This is a genomic window from Methylococcus mesophilus (genome assembly GCF_026247885.1).
GTDB lineage: Bacteria > Pseudomonadota > Gammaproteobacteria > Methylococcales > Methylococcaceae > Methylococcus > Methylococcus mesophilus.
Genome location: NZ_CP110921.1, coordinates 1,307,091 through 1,328,585 on the forward strand (window position 1 = coordinate 1,307,091; position 21,495 = coordinate 1,328,585).

20 protein-coding genes and 2 pseudogenes are annotated in these 21,495 nt (G+C 61.1%); 7 read left to right on the plus strand and 15 right to left on the minus strand.

Going from position 1 to position 21,495, the window contains the following annotated elements; genetic code table 11:
• Positions 1 to 125: 125 nt before the first annotated feature.
• Entirely contained in the window at positions 126 to 521 is a 396-nt protein-coding gene (locus OOT43_RS05885; protein ID WP_266023885.1) for a hypothetical protein, read from the plus strand.
• Here OOT43_RS05885 and OOT43_RS05890 read toward each other — a convergent pair.
• Positions 504 to 1,268: a proteasome-type protease gene (locus tag OOT43_RS05890; protein WP_266023886.1), complete on the minus strand. Its 765-nt coding sequence runs from the start codon at positions 1,266 to 1,268 to the stop codon at positions 504 to 506. The two genes, OOT43_RS05885 and OOT43_RS05890, sit on opposite strands and share 18 nt — an antisense overlap.
• A gap of 318 nt (positions 1,269 to 1,586) precedes the next feature.
• Between OOT43_RS05890 and OOT43_RS05895 the strand changes: the two genes are divergently transcribed.
• Positions 1,587 to 3,035 (plus strand): circularly permuted type 2 ATP-grasp protein, encoded by a 1,449-nt coding sequence (locus OOT43_RS05895; protein ID WP_266023887.1) that lies wholly within the window; start codon positions 1,587 to 1,589, stop codon positions 3,033 to 3,035.
• Position 3,036: 1 nt separating this feature from the next.
• The gene (locus OOT43_RS05900) at positions 3,037 to 4,008 is read left to right on the plus strand and encodes an alpha-E domain-containing protein (RefSeq protein ID WP_266023888.1); all 972 of its coding nucleotides are present in this window, start codon (positions 3,037 to 3,039) and stop codon (positions 4,006 to 4,008) included.
• 99 nt (positions 4,009 to 4,107) lie between these two features.
• Here the strand turns inward: OOT43_RS05900 and nhaD are convergent, their stop codons facing one another.
• Positions 4,108 to 5,475: a sodium:proton antiporter NhaD gene (gene nhaD / locus OOT43_RS05905; RefSeq protein WP_266023889.1), complete on the minus strand. Its 1,368-nt coding sequence runs from the start codon at positions 5,473 to 5,475 to the stop codon at positions 4,108 to 4,110.
• A 277-nt stretch (positions 5,476 to 5,752) separates the two neighbouring features.
• Between nhaD and OOT43_RS05910 the strand changes: the two genes are divergently transcribed.
• Both OOT43_RS05910 and OOT43_RS05915 read left to right on the plus strand, forming a co-directional pair.
• Positions 5,753 to 7,399, plus strand: coding sequence for a nitrite/sulfite reductase (locus OOT43_RS05910; protein WP_266023890.1), 1,647 nt, complete (start codon positions 5,753 to 5,755; stop codon positions 7,397 to 7,399).
• Positions 7,386 to 7,871, plus strand: a complete 486-nt coding sequence (locus OOT43_RS05915) for a DUF934 domain-containing protein (RefSeq protein WP_266023892.1) — start codon at positions 7,386 to 7,388, stop codon at positions 7,869 to 7,871. The genes OOT43_RS05910 and OOT43_RS05915 overlap by 14 nt, the downstream gene beginning before the upstream one ends.
• Before the next feature lie 65 nt (positions 7,872 to 7,936).
• Here the strand turns inward: OOT43_RS05915 and OOT43_RS05920 are convergent, their stop codons facing one another.
• The 9 genes and pseudogenes from OOT43_RS05920 to OOT43_RS05960 all read right to left on the minus strand — a co-directional run.
• A complete protein-coding gene (locus tag OOT43_RS05920) occupies positions 7,937 to 10,474 on the minus strand; it encodes a FimV/HubP family polar landmark protein (protein ID WP_266023893.1) in 2,538 nt (845 codons plus the stop codon).
• A gap of 36 nt (positions 10,475 to 10,510) precedes the next feature.
• Positions 10,511 to 11,533, minus strand: a complete 1,023-nt coding sequence (locus tag OOT43_RS05925; protein WP_266023894.1) for an aspartate-semialdehyde dehydrogenase — start codon at positions 11,531 to 11,533, stop codon at positions 10,511 to 10,513.
• A 29-nt stretch (positions 11,534 to 11,562) separates the two neighbouring features.
• Complete coding sequence (gene leuB, locus OOT43_RS05930; protein ID WP_266023897.1) at positions 11,563 to 12,645, minus strand: 3-isopropylmalate dehydrogenase; 1,083 nt, start codon at positions 12,643 to 12,645, stop codon at positions 11,563 to 11,565.
• Between the two features lie 29 nt (positions 12,646 to 12,674).
• The gene (gene leuD / locus OOT43_RS05935; protein WP_266023898.1) at positions 12,675 to 13,313 is read right to left on the minus strand and encodes a 3-isopropylmalate dehydratase small subunit; all 639 of its coding nucleotides are present in this window, start codon (positions 13,311 to 13,313) and stop codon (positions 12,675 to 12,677) included.
• The gene (gene leuC, locus OOT43_RS05940) at positions 13,310 to 14,716 is read right to left on the minus strand and encodes a 3-isopropylmalate dehydratase large subunit (protein WP_266023899.1); all 1,407 of its coding nucleotides are present in this window, start codon (positions 14,714 to 14,716) and stop codon (positions 13,310 to 13,312) included. Before leuC ends, leuD begins: the two co-directional genes overlap by 4 nt.
• Positions 14,717 to 14,750: 34 nt before the next feature.
• Complete coding sequence (gene adk, locus OOT43_RS05945; protein ID WP_266023900.1) at positions 14,751 to 15,395, minus strand: adenylate kinase; 645 nt, start codon at positions 15,393 to 15,395, stop codon at positions 14,751 to 14,753.
• A 346-nt stretch (positions 15,396 to 15,741) separates the two neighbouring features.
• Positions 15,742 to 16,368: a superoxide dismutase gene (locus tag OOT43_RS05950; RefSeq protein WP_266024840.1), complete on the minus strand. Its 627-nt coding sequence runs from the start codon at positions 16,366 to 16,368 to the stop codon at positions 15,742 to 15,744.
• Positions 16,369 to 16,515: 147 nt separating this feature from the next.
• Positions 16,516 to 16,857, minus strand: a complete 342-nt coding sequence (locus OOT43_RS05955) for a zinc ribbon domain-containing protein YjdM (RefSeq protein WP_266023901.1) — start codon at positions 16,855 to 16,857, stop codon at positions 16,516 to 16,518.
• A gap of 272 nt (positions 16,858 to 17,129) precedes the next feature.
• Positions 17,130 to 17,504, minus strand: a pseudogene (locus OOT43_RS05960) (transposase); the annotation flags it as partial.
• A 270-nt stretch (positions 17,505 to 17,774) separates the two neighbouring features.
• Here OOT43_RS05960 and OOT43_RS05965 point away from each other — a divergent pair.
• The gene (locus OOT43_RS05965; RefSeq protein WP_266023903.1) at positions 17,775 to 18,476 is read left to right on the plus strand and encodes a hypothetical protein; all 702 of its coding nucleotides are present in this window, start codon (positions 17,775 to 17,777) and stop codon (positions 18,474 to 18,476) included.
• A 17-nt stretch (positions 18,477 to 18,493) separates the two neighbouring features.
• Here OOT43_RS05965 and OOT43_RS05970 read toward each other — a convergent pair whose 3' ends face one another.
• Positions 18,494 to 18,952: a hypothetical protein gene (locus OOT43_RS05970; RefSeq protein ID WP_266023904.1), complete on the minus strand. Its 459-nt coding sequence runs from the start codon at positions 18,950 to 18,952 to the stop codon at positions 18,494 to 18,496.
• Positions 18,953 to 19,176: 224 nt separating this feature from the next.
• A protein-coding gene (locus OOT43_RS05975) for an IS3 family transposase (protein ID WP_394358008.1) occupies positions 19,177 to 20,282 on the minus strand; the annotation gives its coding sequence in 2 pieces (ribosomal slippage) (positions 19,177 to 20,024 and positions 20,024 to 20,282; 1,107 coding nt in all).
• 107 nt (positions 20,283 to 20,389) lie between these two features.
• Between OOT43_RS05975 and OOT43_RS05980 the strand changes: the two are divergent.
• A pseudogene (locus OOT43_RS05980) lies at positions 20,390 to 20,503 on the plus strand (IS5/IS1182 family transposase); the annotation flags it as partial.
• Positions 20,504 to 20,928: 425 nt separating this feature from the next.
• Here OOT43_RS05980 and OOT43_RS05985 read toward each other — a convergent pair.
• A complete protein-coding gene (locus OOT43_RS05985) occupies positions 20,929 to 21,192 on the minus strand; it encodes a Txe/YoeB family addiction module toxin (protein WP_266023905.1) in 264 nt (87 codons plus the stop codon).
• Complete coding sequence (locus OOT43_RS05990) at positions 21,189 to 21,431, minus strand: type II toxin-antitoxin system Phd/YefM family antitoxin (RefSeq protein WP_266023906.1); 243 nt, start codon at positions 21,429 to 21,431, stop codon at positions 21,189 to 21,191. The genes OOT43_RS05985 and OOT43_RS05990 overlap by 4 nt, the downstream gene beginning before the upstream one ends.
• Between the last annotated feature and the right edge of the window lie 64 nt (positions 21,432 to 21,495).

The following is a 21,495-nucleotide window of genomic DNA, read 5'->3' on the forward strand; positions in this document are numbered from 1 at the left end:
AACCTGAACGGAAAAAATTCCATTTTACGGTTAAAATCCGGGCGTTGTGGATCTACTCGTTTCTGCACGGAGCGGTCGGCCGATTTCCCACTCATCCATCAACCAGACGGCATAAGTTCGGACTCATGCGCGCGGGCAAATTCTATCTCTTCGTCACTTTCGTGGTTCTGCTCGTCATCGCCATAGAAGGCGAACTCGTCGTGGAAATCCTTTCGCATACCGCCGAGCTGCTTCTCGAGGCCCTGGAGATGCTGCTGGACACGGTATTCGAAGCCGTGCTCGGCCTGACCCCGCGCGGCGCGCAGGTCCTGACGGCATGGCTCGCAGTCGGCGTTCTGGTATGGCTCGGGTCCCTGGCAGCCGGCAAGATCGCCCGAGAGTGGGACGATCGCATCCGGCAGATCGAGGATTACTGGCACCAAACGGTCGGCGAGACCAAGGCCTGGTACCTGCGTAACCGCCTGAAAATCATCCTGATCGGTACGGCAATCTGCCTGCTGGCCTTATTGACCCTGTTCTGATGGGGCAAACTCGGTAGGCTCCCATTCGAACCGGGGCAACAGGGTGAACGCATTGCGTATGCCTTCCGCCCATTGCTTCTGGATCGAAGCATAGAGGGGGCTGGAATAATCCAGGTGGAGATAATGGCCGATGGCGAAGGAGTCCCGCCGATATATGGCGATCTCTACGGGCGGACCGACCGAAATATTGCTTCGCATGGTGGAATCGATGGAGACCAGAGCACAGCGCGCCGCGTCCTCGAGCGTCGTGGCCGGGGCGATCATCCGGTCGAGAATCGGCTTGCCGTACTTGGTCTCGCCGACCTGCAGATAGGGATTGTCGGGTGAGGCCGTGATGTAGTTGCCCTGAGGATAGATGAGATAGATTTCGGGCAGCTGACCCTGGATCTGGCCGCCCAGGATGAAGCTCGCCTCGCCGGAGATGCCGCAGCGTTGCATCGCCGCGGCATGTTGCTCCTGAACCCGCACGCTGGTTCCGCCTATGTAGGACGCGGCGTCGTATAAGTAGGCTGCAGTATTCAGATTGTAGAGCGCTCCCGGATTTTCCAGATCGCGTCGTATGAGATTGATCAGCGCCTGCGTAGTCGCCAGATTGCCGGCGGCCAGGATGACCATCATACGGTCGCCGTGCAAATCGAAGCGGTACATCTTGCTGTAAACGCTGGCGTAATCGACGCCGGCATGGGTGCGTGAATCGGAGGCGAATACCAGCCCTTCGTCGACCTTGATGGCAAGGCAGTAAGTCATCGGGTTTCCTTCCGTAGGATCTGCGCGGTAGAGCCAAAGGACTCTAGCTCGAAACGGCCCTCGATCTCAAGCCGTCCGGCAAGAGCCGGGTGGCTTCGGTACTTGCACCGAATCGGCGCATCACGTTTCCGGTGTGCCCCAAACCAGCCCCAGAACCCGTGCCGCCGGAAGTCCGGCTCCGGCAAACGCCAAAAGACGGCACGGCACTTCGGGTGGCCCGGAAATCGCTAGCATCCCCTTGAAGGACACGAGCCTCCGGCATCGCGATGGATAATCCGCGTTCATAACACTTTCGCCTCCAAGGATCGAAGCACGATCATGAGCTTAGCCCTGCAAGACTACCCCAACCCGGACTGTTTCGATGAACTGATCGACGATGACGGCGCCCCCCGGCCCCATGCCCGCGCTCTGTTCGACCATCTCGACAGTTTCTCCGAAACGGACATCCAGGAACGCAAGGCCGCCACCGAAGCCGAAATCCTGAGCATGGGCATCACTTTCACCGTGTACTGCGAGAACGAGGGCTCCATCGATCGCGCCTGGCCGTTCGACGTCATCCCGCGGCTGATTCGAGCCGAGGAGTGGCGGACCGTCGAACGGGGCCTGAAACAGCGTACAAGGGCACTCAACCTGTTCATCGACGACGTTTACCACGGCCAGAACATCGTCCGGGACGGCGTGTTCCCCCGTGAACTACTGGCCGACTCCAGGAATTTCCGGCCGGAATGCGTGGGCATCGACCCGCCGCTCGGCGTATGGGCCCATGTCTGCGGCACCGATCTGGTCAAGGACAAGGACGGCCGGTTCTACGTGCTGGAGGACAATCTGCGGGTGCCATCGGGCGTGTCCTACATGCTGGAGAACCGCCTGGTGATGAAGCGGGTGCTGCCGGAGCTGTTCGAATCCTACGCCATCGCCCCGGTCGACGACTATCCGGCCCAGCTCCGCCAATGCCTGGCGTCACTGGCGCCCGTCGCCAACCCGCAGATCGTGGTGCTGACGCCCGGCATCTACAATTCCGCCTACTTCGAACACGCCTACCTCGCCCAGCAGATGGGCGCCGAACTGGTGGAAGGACGCGACCTGGTGGTCGGCAGCGACGACCGCGTCTACATGCGCACCATCGAAGGCCTGCACAAGGTCGACGTGGTTTACCGGCGGATCGACGACCTGTTTCTCGACCCGGAAGCCTTCCATCCGGAATCGGTACTCGGTGTGCCGGGCCTCATGCGCGCCTGGAAGAAAGGCAATGTGGCGCTTGCCAACGCTCCCGGCGCCGGGGTGGCGGACGACAAAGTGGTTTATACCTATGTTCCCGACATCATCCGCTATTACTTGAACGAGGAGCCCATCCTGCCCAACGTACCTTCCTACCGCTGCGTCGATCCCGAAGAATGCCGCTACGTGCTGGACCACCTCGACCAGCTCGTGGTCAAACCGGCCAACGAATCGGGCGGCTACGGCATGCTGATCGGCCCCAAGGCCAGCGAGGAAGAACGCGCGGAGTTCGCCGAACGCATTCGCCAGGATCCCCGCAACTACATGGCGCAGCCCATGCTAACGCTTTCCACCGCCCCCACCCTGGTCGACCATCGGGCCGAACCGCGCCATCTTGACCTGCGCCCCTTCATCCTGAGCGGCCGGGACACCTACGTGACCAACGGCGGACTGACGCGCGTCGCCCTCAAGAAGGGCTCCACCGTGGTGAACTCGTCCCAGGGCGGCGGCAGCAAGGACACCTGGATCATCGACGGAAAAGGAGCCTGATATGGCGATGCTGTCACGAGTCGCGGAAAGCCTCTACTGGATGTCGCGCTATCTGGAGCGGGCGGAAAACACCGCCCGCATGATCAACGCCAACGCCAACATGATGCTGGACCTGCCCAGGGATATCCGCCCCAGCTGGGATTCTCTGCTTACCATCACCGGCAGCGAGGAAACGTTCGGCACACGTTATTCCAGCCCGAACGAGGGCCAAGTCACCCGTTTCCTGATTTCGGACGCAGGCAACCCCGGCTCCATCCTCAGCTCGCTGCGCGCCGCCCGCGAGAATGCCCGCAGCATCCGGGACATCCTCCAGCGGGAAGGGTGGGAACACATCAACGAGTTGTACCTCAAGGCGATGGCGCGCATCCCGGACAGCGAGTCGCCGAAACGCCGCTTTGCCTACCTCGACGATATCATCCTCAGCGTACAAGGCATCGCCGGGTTGATTGCCGGTACGATGAGCCACGACGAGGCTTATGAATTCGTCCGCCTCGGCTGCGACCTGGAGCGCGCCGACATGACCACACGCATTCTCGACGTCCGCTGGGGCGATCTCTCGCCCGATGCCAAGGAAAGCCTGAAGCCCTTTGAAAACCTCCTGTGGATGAGCGTGCTGAAGTCGATGACCGCCTACCACATGTACCGGCGCCACTGCCAGACCGCGGTCGGACGCGACTCGGTGGTGAAGTTCCTCATGGAAGACAGGCTGTTTCCCCGTTCTTGCCATTACTGCCTGCGCGACATGCAGGATGCGCTCAACCATCTGCCGCAAGGCAACTGCGTCCGTGAGAAGCTGTCGGAAGCCACCGCCCTGGTCCAGGACGAGGAAGCCCGCCGACGCACCGAGTTGCGCCGCTTCATCGACGATCTGCAGGTCAAGCTGGGCGAAATCCACGATGCCTTGTCCGGCTGTTACTTCGACGTCGAGAAAATGTCGCCGCAGCAGAAGCAGCCCGCCTGCTGCAACGCATAACGGACACTGGATTCAGGACACAAAAAAGCCCGGGGCCGAAACCGCGGGCTTTTTGTCCGTCATCCGGACCGACGCTTCGGACGGCCCGAACGGTTGGGATCAGCCGTTGATGAAATAGTGCGTCACGATGCTGGCCACGTAGCCGGCAGCCACCGCGGGCGTCCACTTCAGATGGCTGAAGAAGGTGTACATGCCGCGGGAGGTCCCCATCAGTGCGACACCGGCCGCCGACCCCACCGACAGCATGGAGCCGCCCACGCCCGCGGTCAGGGTGACCAGCATCCACTGGTAGATGTCCATGTCCGGGTTCATGTTCAGCACAGCGAACATCACCGGAATGTTGTCGACCACGGCGGACAGGATACCGACGATGATGTTGGCCGCGGTCGCGCCGAGGCCGTCATACATGGCGACGGAAGCCAGTTCCAGGTAGCCGATGTAACCCAGGCCGCCAACCGCGAACACCACGCCGAAGAAGAACAGCAGCGTGTCCCATTCGGCATCGCGGACGTTGGCGAACACATCGAACTTGTCGCCGTTGACGCCGGGGAAATACAGCTTGAGGCGGTAACCGTAGAACATCAGGATGGACAAGCCCACCATCATGCCCAGAAACGGCGGCAGGTGGAGGAACTGCTTGAAGCTGACTGCGATGCCGATGGTCAGCACGAACAGGCCGCAGATCAGCAGGGCACCGGGCTTCATGGTGACGACTTCTTCCTCGGGGAATTCCGGCAATTCGTTGGGAATGGCGAAGTGCATGAATGCGGCCGGGACGACGAAGTTCACCACTGAAGGAATGAACAGCTCGAAGAAGTCGAAGAACTCCGCCTTGCCGGCCTGCCACACCATCAGGGTGGTGATGTCGCCGAAAGGGCTGAACGCCCCGCCCGCATTGGCCGCGATCACCAGGTTGATGAAACCTAAGCTCACGAACTTGGGGCTCTTGGCGCCGACCGCCATCACCACCGCGCCGACCAGCAGAGCCGAGGTCAGGTTGTCCGCCACCGAGGACAGGAAGAAGGTGATGACTCCGGTGATCCAGAACAGTTTGCGGTAACCGAACTTGCGGGTCACCAGCCAGGAACGCAGTGTCTCGAACACATTACGCTCGGCCATGGCGTTGATGTAGGTCATCGCAACCAGCAGGAACAGCATCAGCTCCGCGTATTCCTTGAGATCGTGCTCGAACGCCCGGTGCACCTCTTCGGCCGCGACGCCGGCAGTGCTGGCCATGTAAGCGACCTGCGCCCAGATGATGCCTGCAGCCAGAATGACCGGCTTGGACTTCCGAAGATGAGTGAATTCTTCGGTCATCACGAAGGCATAGGCCACGATGAAGATCAGAACACAGTATAATCCGCGGTGAGTCGCGGTCAGATCAAGGTTCTGGGTTTCCTCCGCCAGGGCAAGCTCGGGCAGCCCTAAGAAGAGCGACAGTAATGCGAATGCGCGTAACAAGGCCATGTCCTCTCAAATTGTTATGAATTAAATAAAAACGTGGCCGCTACATGAGCGGCCCGCCTGTTCCCAAATCTGACCCGCGATTATATAAGAAGAACATCCGGACTGACGAATCCACCGGGCCCCGGCGCCAAGCGCACCGGCGGCGCGCACGCTGTCCCAGCCCCACCACCACGCACCGGCTGCAGGCGTCGACTCCGACATGCCATGGTGTTATCGTCGATTTCATAGTAAAAAACTCAGGATATCGCCGAAGCGAACACCCGACAGCGAAGACGCCATGTATCAATACGACCAATACGACCAGCGGCTGGTCGACGAACGGGTTGCCCAGTTCCGCAGCCAGACCCGCCGATTCCTCCAGGGCGAACTGACCGAAGACCAGTTCCGACCCTTGCGCCTGATGAACGGGCTGTACATCCAGCGCCACGCCCCGATGCTGCGCGTGGCCATTCCCTACGGCCTGCTCTCGTCCCGGCAGCTGCGCAAGCTGGCCGAGATCGCCCGCCGCTACGACAAATCCGTTGCCCATTTCACCACCCGCCAGAACATCCAGTTCAACTGGCCGCGCCTGGAAGACGTGCCGGATATCCTGGCGGAACTGGCGACGGTTCAGATGCACGCCATCCAAACCAGCGGCGCCTGCATCCGCAACGTGACCAGCGACCCGCTGGCCGGCGTCTGCCCCGACGAGATCGAAGACCCGCGCCCGTACTGCGAGATCGTCCGCCAGTGGTCGACCCTGCACCCGGAATTCAGCTACCTGCCGCGCAAGTTCAAGGTCGCCGTCAGCGGAGCGGCGAAGGACCGCGCCGCGACCCAGGTGCACGACATCGGCCTGCAAATGGTCCGGAATGAGGCAGGCGAAACCGGCTTCGAGGTCCTGGTCGGCGGCGGCCTCGGACGCACGCCGATCATCGGCCAGATCATCCGCCCCTTCCTCGCCAAGGCCGACCTGCTGTCCTACCTGGAGGCCATCCTGCGCGTTTACAACCGCTTCGGGCGGCGCGACAACAAGTACAAGGCCCGGATCAAGATACTGCTCAAGGAAACCGGCATCGAGGATTTCACCCGCCAGGTCGAAGCCGAATGGGCGCATGTCCGCGGCCAATTGGTCCTCGACACGGCTGAGATCGAGCGGGTCAAACGGCATTTCACCGCGCCGGATTACCAACCCGCAAGCGCGGGAACTCTGGACACTCAAGCCGCAGCCGATCCCCGCTTCGATGCCTGGCTCAGGAACAACACCGCTGCCCACAAGAACGCCGGCTACCGTTCGGTTTTCCTATCGCTCAAACCTCGCGGCGTACCGCCGGGCGACGTCACCGACGCGCAGATGGAAGCCATTGCCGACGTCGCCGACCGCTACAGCTTCGGCGAGGTCCGCGCCACTCACACCCAGAACCTGGTGCTCGCAGACGTGAACCAGGACGACCTGTTCGATCTGTGGCGGAGGCTAGCCGCCATCGGACTGGCCACACCCAACATCGGCAAGGCCACCGACATGATCTGCTGCCCCGGCCTGGATTACTGCTCGCTCGCCAACGCCAGTTCGATCCCGGTGGCAGAAGACATCTATTCGCGCATCGACGACATCGACTATCTGCACGACCTCGGCGACCTGCGCATCAACATCTCCGGCTGCATGAACGGCTGCGCCCATCAGAGCGTCGGCCACATCGGCATCCTGGGCGTCGACAAGAAAGGCGAGGAGTGGTACCAGCTCACCCTCGGCGGCAGTTCCAGCAACGACGCATCCCTCGGCGAGCGCCTCGGCCCCGCCATCGACAAGGCCAACGTAGCCCAGGCCGTGGAAACCATCCTGCAAGCCTACATCGAACTCCGCCAGGACGAGGAATCCTTCCTCGACACCGTGCGGCGTCTCGGCATCAACCCGTTTCAGGAGCGCGTCTATGCCCATCATTAAGGACGGATTCATCGTCACCGATACTTGGCACCACTTGGCCGACGACGAGCCGGTGAGTGCAGCCCCGTGCACCGTCTCGCTCGCACGCTGGAACCGGGAGAAAAACGAGCTGGCGGCCCACGGCGGCGCCTTGGGGCTGCGGGTCGGGGGAGACGACCGAGTGGAAGATGTCGCCGGAGAACTCGACCAGTTCCCGTTGGTCGTAGTGGAGTTCCCCAGCATGGTCGACGGGCGCGGCTTTTCCGTCGCCAGGCTGCTGAGGGAGCGCTACGGCTACCGGGGCGAACTCAGGGCGCGCGGGGCCTTCATCCCGGACCAGGTGTTCTATCTCCGGCGCGTGGGATTCAACGCCTTTGAATTCACACACGATGCGAACCTGGAAACCGCACTGCCACTGCTCAGCGAATTCAGCGTGACTTACCAGGCTGCAGTCGACGAACCGCTGCCGATTTATCGGCGTTGCGCCAGATGAGCCGGTAATTCTGAAACCCCGGCTGCGCCTCGCCTCAAACTGGCGCACCGGAGCCGGGACGGGTTTTAAGACGCCGTTCCAGCAGGGTCCTGCGGCCCGGCCACCCGATCCATGAGTACGCGGGCTTCGGCCTTCTGACGGTCGTTCCCTGCTGCGAGGATATCCTCGAGCAGTTCGCGTGCCGAATCGGCATCGCCCATGTCGACGTATGCCTTGCTCAGATCAAGCTTGGTCTCGAGCGGGTCCATGTCGGTAATGTCCGCGTACGGATCCGCATCTTCCCGTACCGGACCCGGTGTGCCGAAACCGGGCTCCCCGGCGGTACCCGCGTTCCGCGCGGTCGGAACCGCTTCGATCTCGATGGTGATCGGCTGCTCGGACACGAGGCCCGAACTTTCCTCGGCCGCCACCGCGGCCCGAGGTTTCCCGGCACTATCGCCGAGGCTTTCGAGTTCCGCCAACAACGACTCGAGAGAATCGCCTGAGGAAGCCGCCGTACCGGCGTACGGCTCCGGTTCGTAAGCGATGAGATTGCCGGCGTCATGGACGACCTTCGGCTCGTCCTTCGCCTTCCCGACCGGCATGGCTGAATCCCGTCCAGCGAAGTCGAACTCGAGGGGGGGCATATCGTCGGCCGCAACGTCCGCCACCTCAGGGTGCGCGGCGCCGTCTGCGGATTCCGCCTCGAATGCATCCGGCGGAGCCTCTTCCACGAACGCGGGTGGTGGCAGTGGCTCAGGAAGCGGCTCGCCCACACCCGGCTGGAGCGGGAATGGCACGGCCGATGCCGCCTCCGGTAGATCGTCCGGAGCATCCGCCTGGGAGGGGGACTTCAGCCGCAGCTTCAAACTCATGCGGGCCACCTCTCCCCAGAGTTCCGGTCGCGTCTCGCGCCATCCCGACACATCTTCCGCCAGATCCTCGAACGCCTGGTATTTCTCACCCAGATACAGGATTTCGAGCAGTTTCAGGTGAAATTCGTCGCTTTCGGGATGTGCCGCAACGGCGGCCCGCATCAATTGTTCGGCCTGAGCATTTTTTCCGTTGGCCAGAAAGGCTTCAGCCTCGGCGATTGGGTCGACGGGCTCCCCGGAATCCACGGCTTCGGCCGCGTTGCGGTACGATTCCAGAGTGCGGACACCGGCGGTGGAAACGCTCCGCGCTCCGGCCGGTTGCTTCTTGCCCGCCTTCAGCATATCGAGACTCGAAGGCAGCACCAGGCCAAGGGTGAACAACCGCCGCTTCCGGTTCGCCCACCAGGCCAGCGCCGCCGCGAGAGTGACGGTGCCAATACCGCCCCCCCAAATCCAAGCGCCGTTCGCAGGCGCTTCCTCCGGCTGCGCAGTCACCCGCGTCGGAGCTTCGATCGCCACGGTCACCGGTGCGCCGGCACCGGTGACCGTGGCAGGAGACGGCTCCGGCGACGGCAGGGTGCTGGCGGCCGGGGAAGCCGCAGCCGGAAAAACTCCAGCGGACGCCGTTCCGGCACCCGGCACTGGGGGCTGCATCGCCGCAATCTGGTGCTCCTTCAGTTCGAGAAGTTTCTGAAGGGTCGAAAGCTGCTGTTCGAGCGCTCCCAGTCTGGCGCGAATTTCCTCATTTTCCTGGCGAAGGCTTTCGGCGACTTCCAGGGCGATGTCCTCCTTGCCGCCGGCACTGCCCGCCTGTCCCTTGCTGCCGGGAGCCAGAAGTCTGAGCCGGGAGCCTCGAACCGCGGCCTCCTCCCCTGCCACTCGCGGGACGGGAGCGGAAGTCTCGGGGGCGCGCTCGGACGCCGCCGCGGCCGCCTCATCCGGACTTTCGCGGCGCACCGCCGCCCGCAGTTCCCGCCACTCCCTGGCTGCTTCTGCCGGCTGCCGTTCCGCCAGCGCCGCGTGCGGAGGGATGTTCAATACGACTCCGCGCTTGAGGGCGTTGACCTTGCCACCCGCGAAGGCGTCAGGGTTGGCGTGGTAGATGCCGACCTTGATTTGCTCCGGCGTGAGATCGCCGTCCGCGTTGACGGCCCTGGCAATGGAAGACAGCGTGTCGCGGCGCCTTATGGGGCCGTATTCCGAGACGTTGTCGGAAGGCTTCGGACGGCGTGCATCGGAGACAGACGGATTGTCCGCAAAATAAGGCGACCGCGGGGCGGAGTCGTACCGGTATTGGGAAGATGGCTCGGACTGGCCGGCGGAACTCAGGCCCGGAAGGACCTGGGCCGGCGGATCGACCAGTACGGTGAATTCCTTGACGACCCGCCCGTCCGGCCAATTCACTTCCATGAGAAAACTCAGGAACGGATCGCGGACGGGTTCGCGGGAACTGATCCGGATCGCATAGCGTCCGTCCGCCTGCCGCTCCGGTTGAAACCGCAGGCTCGACAGGAACTGCTGGCGCTCGATGCCGGCCTGGGCAAAAGCCTCCGGCGGAGCCAAGACTACCTTGATGTCGTCGAGCTTTTCATCCGAAAGGACGAGCGGCACCTCCGCCTTGAGGGTCTGGTTGAGAGCAGACTGCAGCCTGAGCTCCCCGACCCCCAGCGCATGGGAGCCGGGCGAAATGAATATGCCGATGAGCGTCAGGGTCCGACGCGCGAATCTGATCCTTTCCGCTCTGTACACCGCGTGTCTTCAGCAAGAAATGTAAAAAACTCCGCTTCAAAGATAGCTGCCGATCAGCGCCTCCGCGATCTGCACGCTGTTGAGCGCAGCGCCCTTACGGATGTTGTCCGCCACGATCCACAGGTTCAGCCCGCGCGGATGCGAGATGTCCTCACGGATACGGCCGACATAAACGGGATCGTGCCCGGCCGCCTCACTGACGGCGGTGGGGTAGCCGCCCGGCAGGTGTTCGTCGATCACCACCACACCCGGCGCCTGCTGCAGCAGCGCCCTCGCCTTATCCGCTGTGATTTTGTCGCGGGTTTCGATGTGCACCGCTTCGGAATGGCCGAAGAACACCGGCACCCGCACCGCCGTCGGGTTCACTTCGATATGATCATCGCCCATGATCTTGCGGGTTTCCCACACCATCTTCATCTCTTCCTTGGTGTAGCCGTTGTCCAGGAAGACGTCGATCTGAGGCAGCACGTTGAAAGCGATCTGCTTGGGGTAAACCGAAGCCTCGCAGGGCCGGCCGTTGAGCAGCTGCGCGGTCTGCCCCGCCAGCTCCTCGATGGCTTTCTTACCGGTGCCGGACACCGCCTGGTAGGTGCAGACGTTGATGCGCTCGATGCCAACCGCGTCGTAGATTGGCTTCAATGCCACCAGCATCTGGATGGTGGAGCAATTCGGGTTGGCGATGATGCCGCGGTTCCGGTAATCGGCGATCTTTTCCGGATTGACCTCCGGCACCACCAACGGGATGTCGTCCTCGTAGCGGAACCGGGAGGTGTTGTCGATCACCACGCAGCCGGCCGCGGCGGCTTTGGGCGCGTGGATGTCCGACACCGAGGCGCCGGGCGAGAACAGACCGATCTGGGCCTTGGACCAGTCGAACTCCTCGACGTCCAGCACTTTGAGCTGGCTGCCCTGGAACTCCACGCGTTTGCCGGCGGAACGGCTGCTGGCCAAGGCGTACACCTCGCCCACCGGGAAATTGCGCTGCTCCAGGATGGACAGCATGGTTTCGCCGACAGCCCCGGTGGCTCCCAGCACGGCGACGTTAAAGGTTTTGCTCATGGCTTACACTCGAAGGGAAACGTCGGGGTTCAGGCGGCGCGCAGCGCAGCGACGATGGCATCGCCCATCGCGGCGGTGCCGACCTTGGCGGTGCCTTCCGCGGCGATGTCGGCGGTGCGGCAGCCCTGATCCAGCGCCGTCTGCACGGCCTGCTCGATCCTTTCCGCCGCTGCCGCGTCGTCCAAGCTGTAGCGCAGCATCATGGCCAGCGACAGAATGGTGGCGATCGGATTGGCGATACCGCGGCCGGCGATGTCCGGGGCCGAGCCGTGGATGGGCTCGTACATGCCCTTGCCGTCCTTGTCCAGCGAAGCCGAGGGCAGCATGCCGATCGAACCGGTCAGCATCGCGGCGCAGTCCGACAGGATGTCGCCGAACATGTTGTCGGTCAGCATCACGTCGAACTGCTTAGGTGCGCGCACCAGCTGCATGGAGGCGTTGTCGACGTACATGTGGCTCAAGGCGACCTCCGGATACTCCCTGCCGACCTCGATCACCACCTCGCGCCACAGCTCGGTGCACTCCAGCACGTTGGCCTTGTCGATGCTGCACAGGCGCTTGTCGCGCTTCTGGGCAATCTGGAACGCGCTGTGGGCGATGCGGCGGATCTCCGATTCGCTGTATACCAGGGTGTTGTAGCCTTCGCGCTCGCCCTGCTCGTTGATGCGGCGGCCGCGCGGCTTGCCGAAATAGATGCCGCCGGTCAGCTCGCGCACGATCATGATGTCGAGACCGGAGACCACCTCGGGCTTGAGGGTCGATGCCGAGACCAGCTGCGGATAGAGCACCGCGGGGCGCAGATTGGAAAACAGTTCCAGTTCGGAACGCAGGCCCAAGAGGCCGCGCTCGGGCCGCAGCGCGTAGTCCAGCGGCTCCCACTTGGGGCCCCCGACCGCACCGAGCAGGATCGAATCGGCAGCCCGGCACAGGTCCAGGGTTTCCTGAGGGAACGGCGTGCCGTGCGCATCGTAGGCCGCGCCGCCGATCAGGGCGTGTTCGGTTTCGACCGCGAGGCCGAAGTCGGTGCGCAGGCAATCCAGAACCTTCAGGGCCTCGGCGACGATTTCGGGACCGATGCCGTCACCGGGCAAAACAGCAATTTTCACAGTCATTGGAGCGAATTCCTAAATTTACGCAAGAATCAGGGGACGGCAAACAGCCAGGGGGCGGACTCGCGGTGGGCCAATTCGTAGGCGCGAATAGCCTCGGCATGCTGCAGAGTCAGGCCGATGTCGTCCAGGCCGTTGAGCAAGCGATGCTTGCGGGAGGCGTCCACCTCGAAATGGAAGGTTTCGCCGAACGGCGTCGCCACGGTCTGCGCCTCCAGGTCGACGGTCAGCTCGAAACCGGGACCGGCTTCCGCGAACAAGCGGTCCACTTTGGCCTCCTCGAGTACGATGGGCAGGATGCCGTTCTTGAAGCAGTTGTTGTAGAAGATATCGGCGAAGCTCGGCGCGATGACGGCGCGAAAACCGTAATCCTCCAGCGCCCACGGCGCATGCTCGCGCGAGGAGCCGCAGCCGAAGTTCTTGCGGGCCAGCAATATCCTGGCGCCGGCATAGCACGGCAGGTTGAGCACGAAATCCGGATTGAGCGGGCGATTGCTGCAATCCATGTCCGGCTCGCCCCGGTCCAGATAGCGCCATTCGTCGAACAGATACGGGCCGAACCCGCTGCGGCGGATGGATTTCAGGAACTGCTTGGGGATGATGGCGTCGGTGTCGACGTTCGCGCGATCCAGCGGTACGACCTTCGAAATGACTTTCTTGAAAGGCTTCATGCACGCCGTCCTTCGGTGATGTCGACGAAATGGCCGTGAATGGCCGCCGCAGCCGCCATGGCCGGACTCACCAGATGCGTACGGCTCCCATAGCCCTGGCGCCCCTCGAAATTCCGGTTGGAGGTCGAGGCGCAACGCTCACCGGGTTCCAGCCGGTCGGCGTTCATCGCCAGGCACATGGAACAGCCGGGCTCACGCCATTCGAATCCGGCATCGGTGAAAACCTTGTCCAGCCCCTCCTGCTCCGCCTGGCGCTTGACCAGACCGGAACCCGGCACCACCAGCGCCTGCTTGACGGCGACCTTATGGCCACGAGCGACTTCCGCCGCCGCGCGCAGGTCCTCGATCCGCGCGTTGGTGCAGGAGCCGATGAACACCCGGTCGACCCGGATCGCCTCGATCGGCGTGCCCGGCTGGAGATCCATGTACTGCAGCGCCCGCTCCATGCTTTCGCGCCGCACGGGATCCGTTTCCACCGCCGGGTCGGGTACCTTGGCATCCACCGATACGACCTGCTCCGGCGAGGTTCCCCAGGTCACCTGTGGCTTGATGCTGGCCGCGTCGATCTCGACGGTCTTGTCGAACACCGCATCGGGATCGCTGTGCAGTTTGTGCCAGGCATCGACCGCCTGATCCCACAGCGCGCCTGCCGGAGCGAACGGCCGGCCCTTGAGGTAGTCGAACGTCACCTCGTCCACCGCCACCAGGCCGGCGCGTGCGCCCGCCTCGATAGCCATGTTGCAGACCGTCATCCGGCCTTCCATCGACAAGCCGCGGATGGCCTCGCCGGCGAATTCGATGGTATAGCCGGTGCCGCCGGCGGTTCCGATACGCCCGATGACCGCCAGCACGAGGTCTTTCGCCGTCACGCCCGGCGCCAGCTTGCCGTCAACGCGCACCAGCATGTTCTTCGCCTTGCGCTGCACCAGGCATTGTGTGGCCAGCACGTGCTCGACCTCGGAAGTGCCGATCCCGAAGGCGAGCGCCCCGAAGGCACCGTGGGTAGACGTATGCGAATCGCCGCAAACGATGGTCATGCCTGGCAGGGTCGCGCCCTGCTCGGGACCGATCACGTGCACGATGCCCTGGCGCAGGTCGTCCATCGCGAATTCGGTGATGCCGAAATCGGCGCAGTTCTTATCCAGGGTTTCCACCTGCAGACGCGATACCGGATCGGCGATGCCCCGGTCGCGGTCGGCGGTCGGCACGTTGTGGTCGGCCACCGCAAGGTTGGCATCCAGCCGCCACGGTTCGCGCCCCGCCATCCGCAGCCCCTCGAAAGCCTGGGGCGAGGTCACCTCGTGAATCAGATGGCGGTCGATATAGATCAGGCACGATCCGTCCGCATCGGCATGCACGACGTGGTCGTCCCACAGTTTGTCGTAAAGGGTTTTTCCGCTCATGGCTTAAAGATGGAAAGATGGATCCGGTGGCCTCTCAGGCCAAGACGGTCAGCACCGCGTCGCGGATGGCCTCGACGCTGCCCACCCCCGGCAAGGTATGGAATTTCGCCCCGCCCTGTCCTGCTTTGTCCCGGTAGTAATCGACCAGCGGCTTGGTCTGGGCATGGTAGACCTCCAGGCGCTTGCGGACGGTCTCCTCCTTGTCATCCTCGCGCTGGATCAGGGGCTCGCCGGTCTCGTCATCCTTGCCTTCCGCCTTCGGCGGATTGAACACCACATGATAGGTACGGCCGGAAGCCGGATGCACCCGCCGGCCGCTCATGCGCTTGACGATCTCCTCGTCGTCCACCGCAATCTCCACCACATGGTCGAGCGCCACGCCCATCTCGGCCAGCCCATCGGCCTGGGCGATCGTGCGCGGGAAACCATCCAGGAGGAACCCGTTCGCGCAGTCCGGCGCAGCGATCCGCTCCTTGATCAAGCCGAGGATGATCAAATCCGACACCAGTTGCCCGGCATCCATGATCTTCTTTGCCTCCATCCCGAGCGGCGTGCCCTCGCGCACTGCGGCACGCAGCATGTCGCCGGTGGAAATCTGAGGGATGCCGAAACGCTCCGTGATGTACTTGGCTTGCGTACCCTTACCGGACCCAGGGCTTCCCAGCAGCATGATGCGCATGAACGACTCCGACGCTTTTATGTAAGAAACCTTGTATCATGCCATAGATGCGACCGCAGCGCCTACCGGCCAGCCGTGATGGCCGGCAAAACGGTGCCCCGCCACCAGCCCAAACGAACGGGACCGGCAGGCTATCGAGTCGCCCCGACGCGACTCTGTCCGCTCCGCAACATTTGGGAAATACTCCCGATACAACGCCGTGATTTACTTGGCACCGTGGGCCGAAAGCACTCCCTGGCCCACGTCGACAGTTGACCACGGAGCCGGTGACCCGGCGGCCAGCCGCCCTAAGCTGGCCGCTCCCTGCATCGAACGCACCGCCGCGGCGACTTCCGCCGCCGCCTTTCTAGCCGGCGTTTTGCAAAGCAAACTCCCAATTGACCAGCTTGTCGAGAACCGCATTGACATAATCGGCGCGGCGGTTCTGATAGTCCAGATAATAGGCGTGCTCCCACACGTCGATTGCCAGCAGAGGCTTTGTGGCGGACGCCAATGGAGTATCGGCATTGGCCGTCTTGATAATCTCTAGCTTGTCGCCATTGAGAACGAGCCAAGCCCACCCACTTCCGAACTGTGAAACCGCCGCGTTCGCAATTTCCTGCTTGCAGGCAGCGACGCTACCGAAAGAAGTCTCGATTTTCCGTTTAAGCGACGCCGGCGGCTCGCCGCCGCCTTTGGCCCGCAGGCTTTTCCAATAGAACGTATGGTTCCAGACCTGAGCTGCGTTATTGAAAATCAGAGCTTTGTCCGCCTTCCCCGCAGTATCTGTAATAATTTTCTCCAAGGGAACATCAGCATAATCCGTTCCTGCCACAAGCTTGTTCAAATTATCCACATAACCCTTGTGATGTTTCCCATAATGGAACCCGATCGTCTTGGCTGAAATCACCGGTGCCAGGGCATCCTCGGCGTAAGGCAACGGCGGCAAGGAATGGGGAGACGCTGCCTTCGAAGCCCTGGGAAATCCGCCCATTGCCAAGCAGGCGACGGTTCCCGCGGACGCAATGAGAAAGCTGCGACGGCTGTTTACAATCGATGATTCGCGCACATTACTCCCTCTCATATCTGCCTCTCTGGATTTGGTGGAAGAATAGAACCATCCTTGTCACCGAAAACCGATTCAGGCTTTCTTAACAAACTCCGATTTCAGGCCCATAGCGCCAATACCATCGATCTTACAATCGATGTCGTGGTCGCCGTCGACCAAACGAATGTTCTTGACTTTAGTACCAACCTTAACCACCGATGATGAGCCTTTGATTTTCAAATCCTTGATCACCGTCACGCTGTCCCCGTCTTTAAGAATGTTGCCGTAAGCGTCTTTCACCACTTTATCGGCTTCCACATTCTCGGGAACCGCGGACATTCCCCATTCGTAACCGCATTCTGGACAGATGAACATTGCTCCGTCTTCATAGGTGAATTCAGAATTGCATTGTGGGCACGGCGGAAAATTACTCATACTATACCTTTGAAATTGGCTATAAAAAAGTGAGCGGAATCTACACTAACGCCAAGGGCGAAGTCAAAGTCCCTGATGGAATGTGCTGGTCGGCTCCTGAACCAGCGGTCGCGCTCAAGGCGCCATGGCAAAAGGAGGGTGATTCGATCCCGGTCTGACCTTTGTTGCCATCATGGCGTGATTGCCCGAGCAATCGGTGGTTGAAACCCGACAATCCGGGAGTTTTTTGTTCCGCCGCGTTGGCAGTTGCTGCAGCCACATTTCAATCGGATCCGCTCGCCGCTGCCCGAATGCGGGCGCGGCACCGGGCCCAGCCAGGCGGCCAATTGCCGGCCGTTCTCGAAACTTTTGGCATCGTCGATCCAAGGCACCAGCGCGCTCGCTGCGAGGGGACCGATACCGGAAATCTCTGCCAGTTTCCGACTCATGGCCTGTTCACGGTCCCAGGCCTGGATCTGCTGCTCCAACTCATCGACCTGCCGATCCAACGCCTTGAGGTGCTCGCCCAGCCGCTCCACTAAGGCGCGAAAGGTGGCCGGGAGTTCGTTCTCGCAGTCCTCCAGAATCTCGGCGAGCCGCGGGATGATATATCCGATGCCCCGGGGCAACACAAGGCCGAATTCGCCGAGGAATCCCCGAATCTGATTGAGACGTGGATTCGAACCACCGCTGGCGGAGTCGGAGAGCGTTGCAGTGTTGGACATAGCGACTTAAAACGATGCTAAACAGCAGCTTAGCTTCCGCGCCCCAGCAATATACCGGCTATCGCCTGCATTGCAGTAGACGCCACGTGGACATTGGCTGTGTCGTGCGAGGTTTAGCAGGTAGAATGCCCAGAACTCGCATTGGTCAAATTTCGCGCCGCAGCCCCACGGCCACGACAAGAGCAAGGGGAGAACATGGCGGGGAGCGATTCCGTGGTTCACATCAATAATATCGAATTAGCGAAAAGCTACGGCCAGTTCCTCTCAGCACTGGGCGGTGTCAGCATCACCGTTCTAACATTGGTTTTAACGCTTCGTAAGGAAATCGCCGACCAGCGCCTCTTTCTCTTTCTCAACGCAGCATTGACCGTCGCAGCGATCGTTTGCTTCGTAGGCGCACATGGCATGGCCGAGGTCAGCGCCATTCCAGAAGCCGACATGCTCGGCGCCCGACGCCTTTACATGGTGGCTAGCGTCAACGTCTACATGGCCGCGGCATTATTCTTGTTCTCCCTGATGCTCTTGCCCAGAGTCTACGACGGTCACATGCCCGCCGGCCTATTGGCGATCACGTTTTGGTCCTTCATCGGGATCGAGATCGGGGCGATAGCCTGGATGGTTTCCTTCATTGCGCAGCTGGATCATCCCTATTCGGATCACGGACTCATCAGCGCCGGAGTGACAGGGGCGATGATCTTAGGGTACGAACCGAAGGCCGACGCAGCCACCGGCTTCGTTGCATTCCCGTTTTGGGTCAGCATCGCGATCAGTGGAGCATCGCTAGTATTGTTCGCATCGACATTCCAACTGCTGGAGGGACCGCAGTGGTTCGATGTGATGTTCTATTGTGTTGGCATGGCGCTGCCTTCCATGGCATTGATGCGTCTCGGTTGGAAGGAATATCGCAGACAGTAACCCGCAAAAAGAGATTCTTAAGGCAGCAATTCCAAAGCCTTTTTTGTCGCTTCCTCCTTAGCCTTTGCCTTGGCCGCCTTCGTCGCCTCCTCGGCGGACTTCGGTGCCGCCTCCACCTGCTTCTTGATAGACTTGGCCGACTTGGCGGTGCTCTCTACAGCCTTCGCCCCTTCTTTGGCCTCCTCAGGCACCGCTTCCTTAAGCTGTTGCTTGGCCGACTCCTTAGCGGCCGCCTCCACCTGACCCTTGACGGCATCTGGCGCGGCTTTTGCCGTTTCCTTCATCTTCTTAGCCGTGTCGACCGCCTCCCCCGCGGTTTTCGCTCCCTGTACCACCTCGCTGGGAGCCGCTCTGGTGGCAGCATCCTTCAGTAGCTGTTTGCTGACATCATCCAGCGCGTAAAGCTCATTGGATTCTGCCAGAACCTGTCCAGACGTCATCAACACGGAAACGACTACGAACGATAGGGTACGCATGGTCTTTCTCCTTCACTTGTCATGGTGCGTGGCGGTCTTTGTAGCTACCCGATACCGATGGTACTCGAGCCAAAATGGAGATGTACAGCCCAGAGGACGACCAAAGCCCGACAGTTGGCCCTAAGCGGCATATTCTTCGGCGCGGGCGCTTCGGAAACCTGTTTGCCCAGGCCCGGTACCACTACTGAGTGACCTGGGAGGGCTATCCTGACCTGCTCCCCGATTTAGTCCGAAACGGACATAGAGTCTGCGGTTAAAAATGTGTCTGCAAACTGATCTGGCGTCAGGTAAGCCAACGAACTGTGGGGGCGTTGCTCATTGTATTCCCGACGCCACTCCTCAATGACTTGGCGAGCATGGCGCATCGAGACGAACCAATGCTCGTTCAGGCATTCATCCCGGAATTTGCCGTTGAAGCTTTCGATGTAGGCGTTCTGCTGTGGCTTACCTGGCTGGATGAAGCTCAAGCACAGTCCTTGGCTATCGGCCCATTCATCCAAAGCCTTGCCGGCAAACTCGGGGCCGTTGTCGACGGTGACTGATTTGGGCAATCCGCGGATCTCTGCCAGCCGTTGCAGCACACCGACTACACGTCTGCCAGGCAGCGAAGTATCGACTTCGATGGCCAAGCACTGCTTCGTGAAGTCATCGACGATATTCAGGCACCGCAGCCGCCGACCATCGGCCAAACCGTCCGAAACATAGTCCATAGACCAACTCTCGTTAGGCGCCGATGGCGCGACCTTGATTTGGCGCTCCACGCCGGCAATGCGCTTCCGCTTTCGTTTGCGGACCATCAGGCCGGCCTCGTGATACACGCGATAGGTGCGCTTTCGGTTGATTTCCCAACCCTCTCGGCAAAGTAGCACGTGCAGCCGGCGATACCCATAGCGCCGCTTCTGCGCTGCCAATTCGCACAGTCGTTCCTTGAGCTCCTGGTCTACTGGCCGCTTAGCTTCGTAGCGATACAGCGACCGAGAAATACCGATCAGCCCACAAGCCCGCGTGACGCCCATCTGGTGCTTTGTCATCAGATGGGAGACCGCCACCCTCTTGGCTTGTGGGCTTACCACTTTCGGCCTACAACCTCTTTCAACGCAGCATTGTCCAGCATCGCCTCCGCCAGCAGGCGCTTGAGCCGGGCATTCTCGGTCTCCAGTGCCTTGAGCCGCTGCGCATCCGACACTGTCAGGCCGCCGTATTTCGCTTTCCAGTTGTAGTACGTCGCCTCGCTGAGCCCGTGCTTGCGGCACAGCTCCGCTACTTTTAGGCCGGCTTCGGCTTCCTTCAGGATGCCAATGATCTGTTCTTCGGTGAAACGCTTCTTCATGCTGCCTCCTATCGAGGCAGACTCTACATCACGACCGGACTAATCTCGGGGAGCAGGTCACTCCTGTCGAGTTCGACAAACTGCACCGAAAAGCAGCCTGATTTTGTGTCCGGAAAAATTTTGCCAGATCAAAATGTCGCCGATTGAGGAAGAACTGCGAGCGCAAGCTCAACACCAGCTTGCAGTTCATCCACTTGGCACTTCTCGTCCTGCTCATCTGAAGATCGTAAACAGGCTCTTACCGCTTTTTCCCCTCTCTTCCCTGATCGAAATGCCGACAATGCCGGTCGCTGCAGGACATCCTGGCGAAAATCGCAATATTCGATCTTTGGCGCAAAATTTGTTTAACAAGTTACACGACGCGGAAACGTGTCCGCAGGAATACCAATTGTCGCCAATTGTTGCGATCGACTGTGCCGCCAGTGTGCCACGGCCGGAAACGAAAAAGGCCCCCATCGCTGGAGGCCTTGATTTTATTGGCTGGGGGACGTGGATTCGAACCACGGTTAGCGGAGTCAGAGAGCGTTGCAATGCGGTGCATAGCGGCACAAAGCAAGGTTAAACAACAAGTTGGCTCCAAATGGCCCGCTATAAACCGGCTATTTCCTGCAATGCCGTTGACGTTTCGTTGACACCGGCTTGATCGCTATTCGTAGTGCGTCCACATCCGCAACACCTTCACGGTCTTCTCCTCACTCAACACCTGATACACCAATCGATGTTGAATATTGATCCGTCGTGAAAATGCGCCGGCAAGATCACCGACCAGCTTCTCGTACGGCGGCGGATTCTGAAAAGGATTCTCTGCCAGCACATCCAACAGCGCTTGAGCCTTCGGCTTCAAACCCGCAGCCCCCAGCTTCCCCGCATCCTTCTGGGCCTGCTTCGTAAACACCAGACGCCACGTCACCAATCGAGGTCCTGGCTGCACTCCTTCACGGGCGTCCTCATGCCCTCCTTGATCGACTCCCTCATCCCTGGAACCGACAACAGGAAAAGCGTCTCCTGAATAGCCGACCAATCCTCCTCCGAAACCAGCACCGCATTGTTCCGCTTCCCCGTAATCAGTACAGGTGAATGCGACACAGCCGCCTCATCGATCAAGCGGTAAAGGTTAGCGCGGGCTTCGCTCACTGACACGGTAGACACGAACAACCTCCGACAACTGCAGACCTGAATAGTACGTGAAATCGTACGCCACAAACGGCAACAC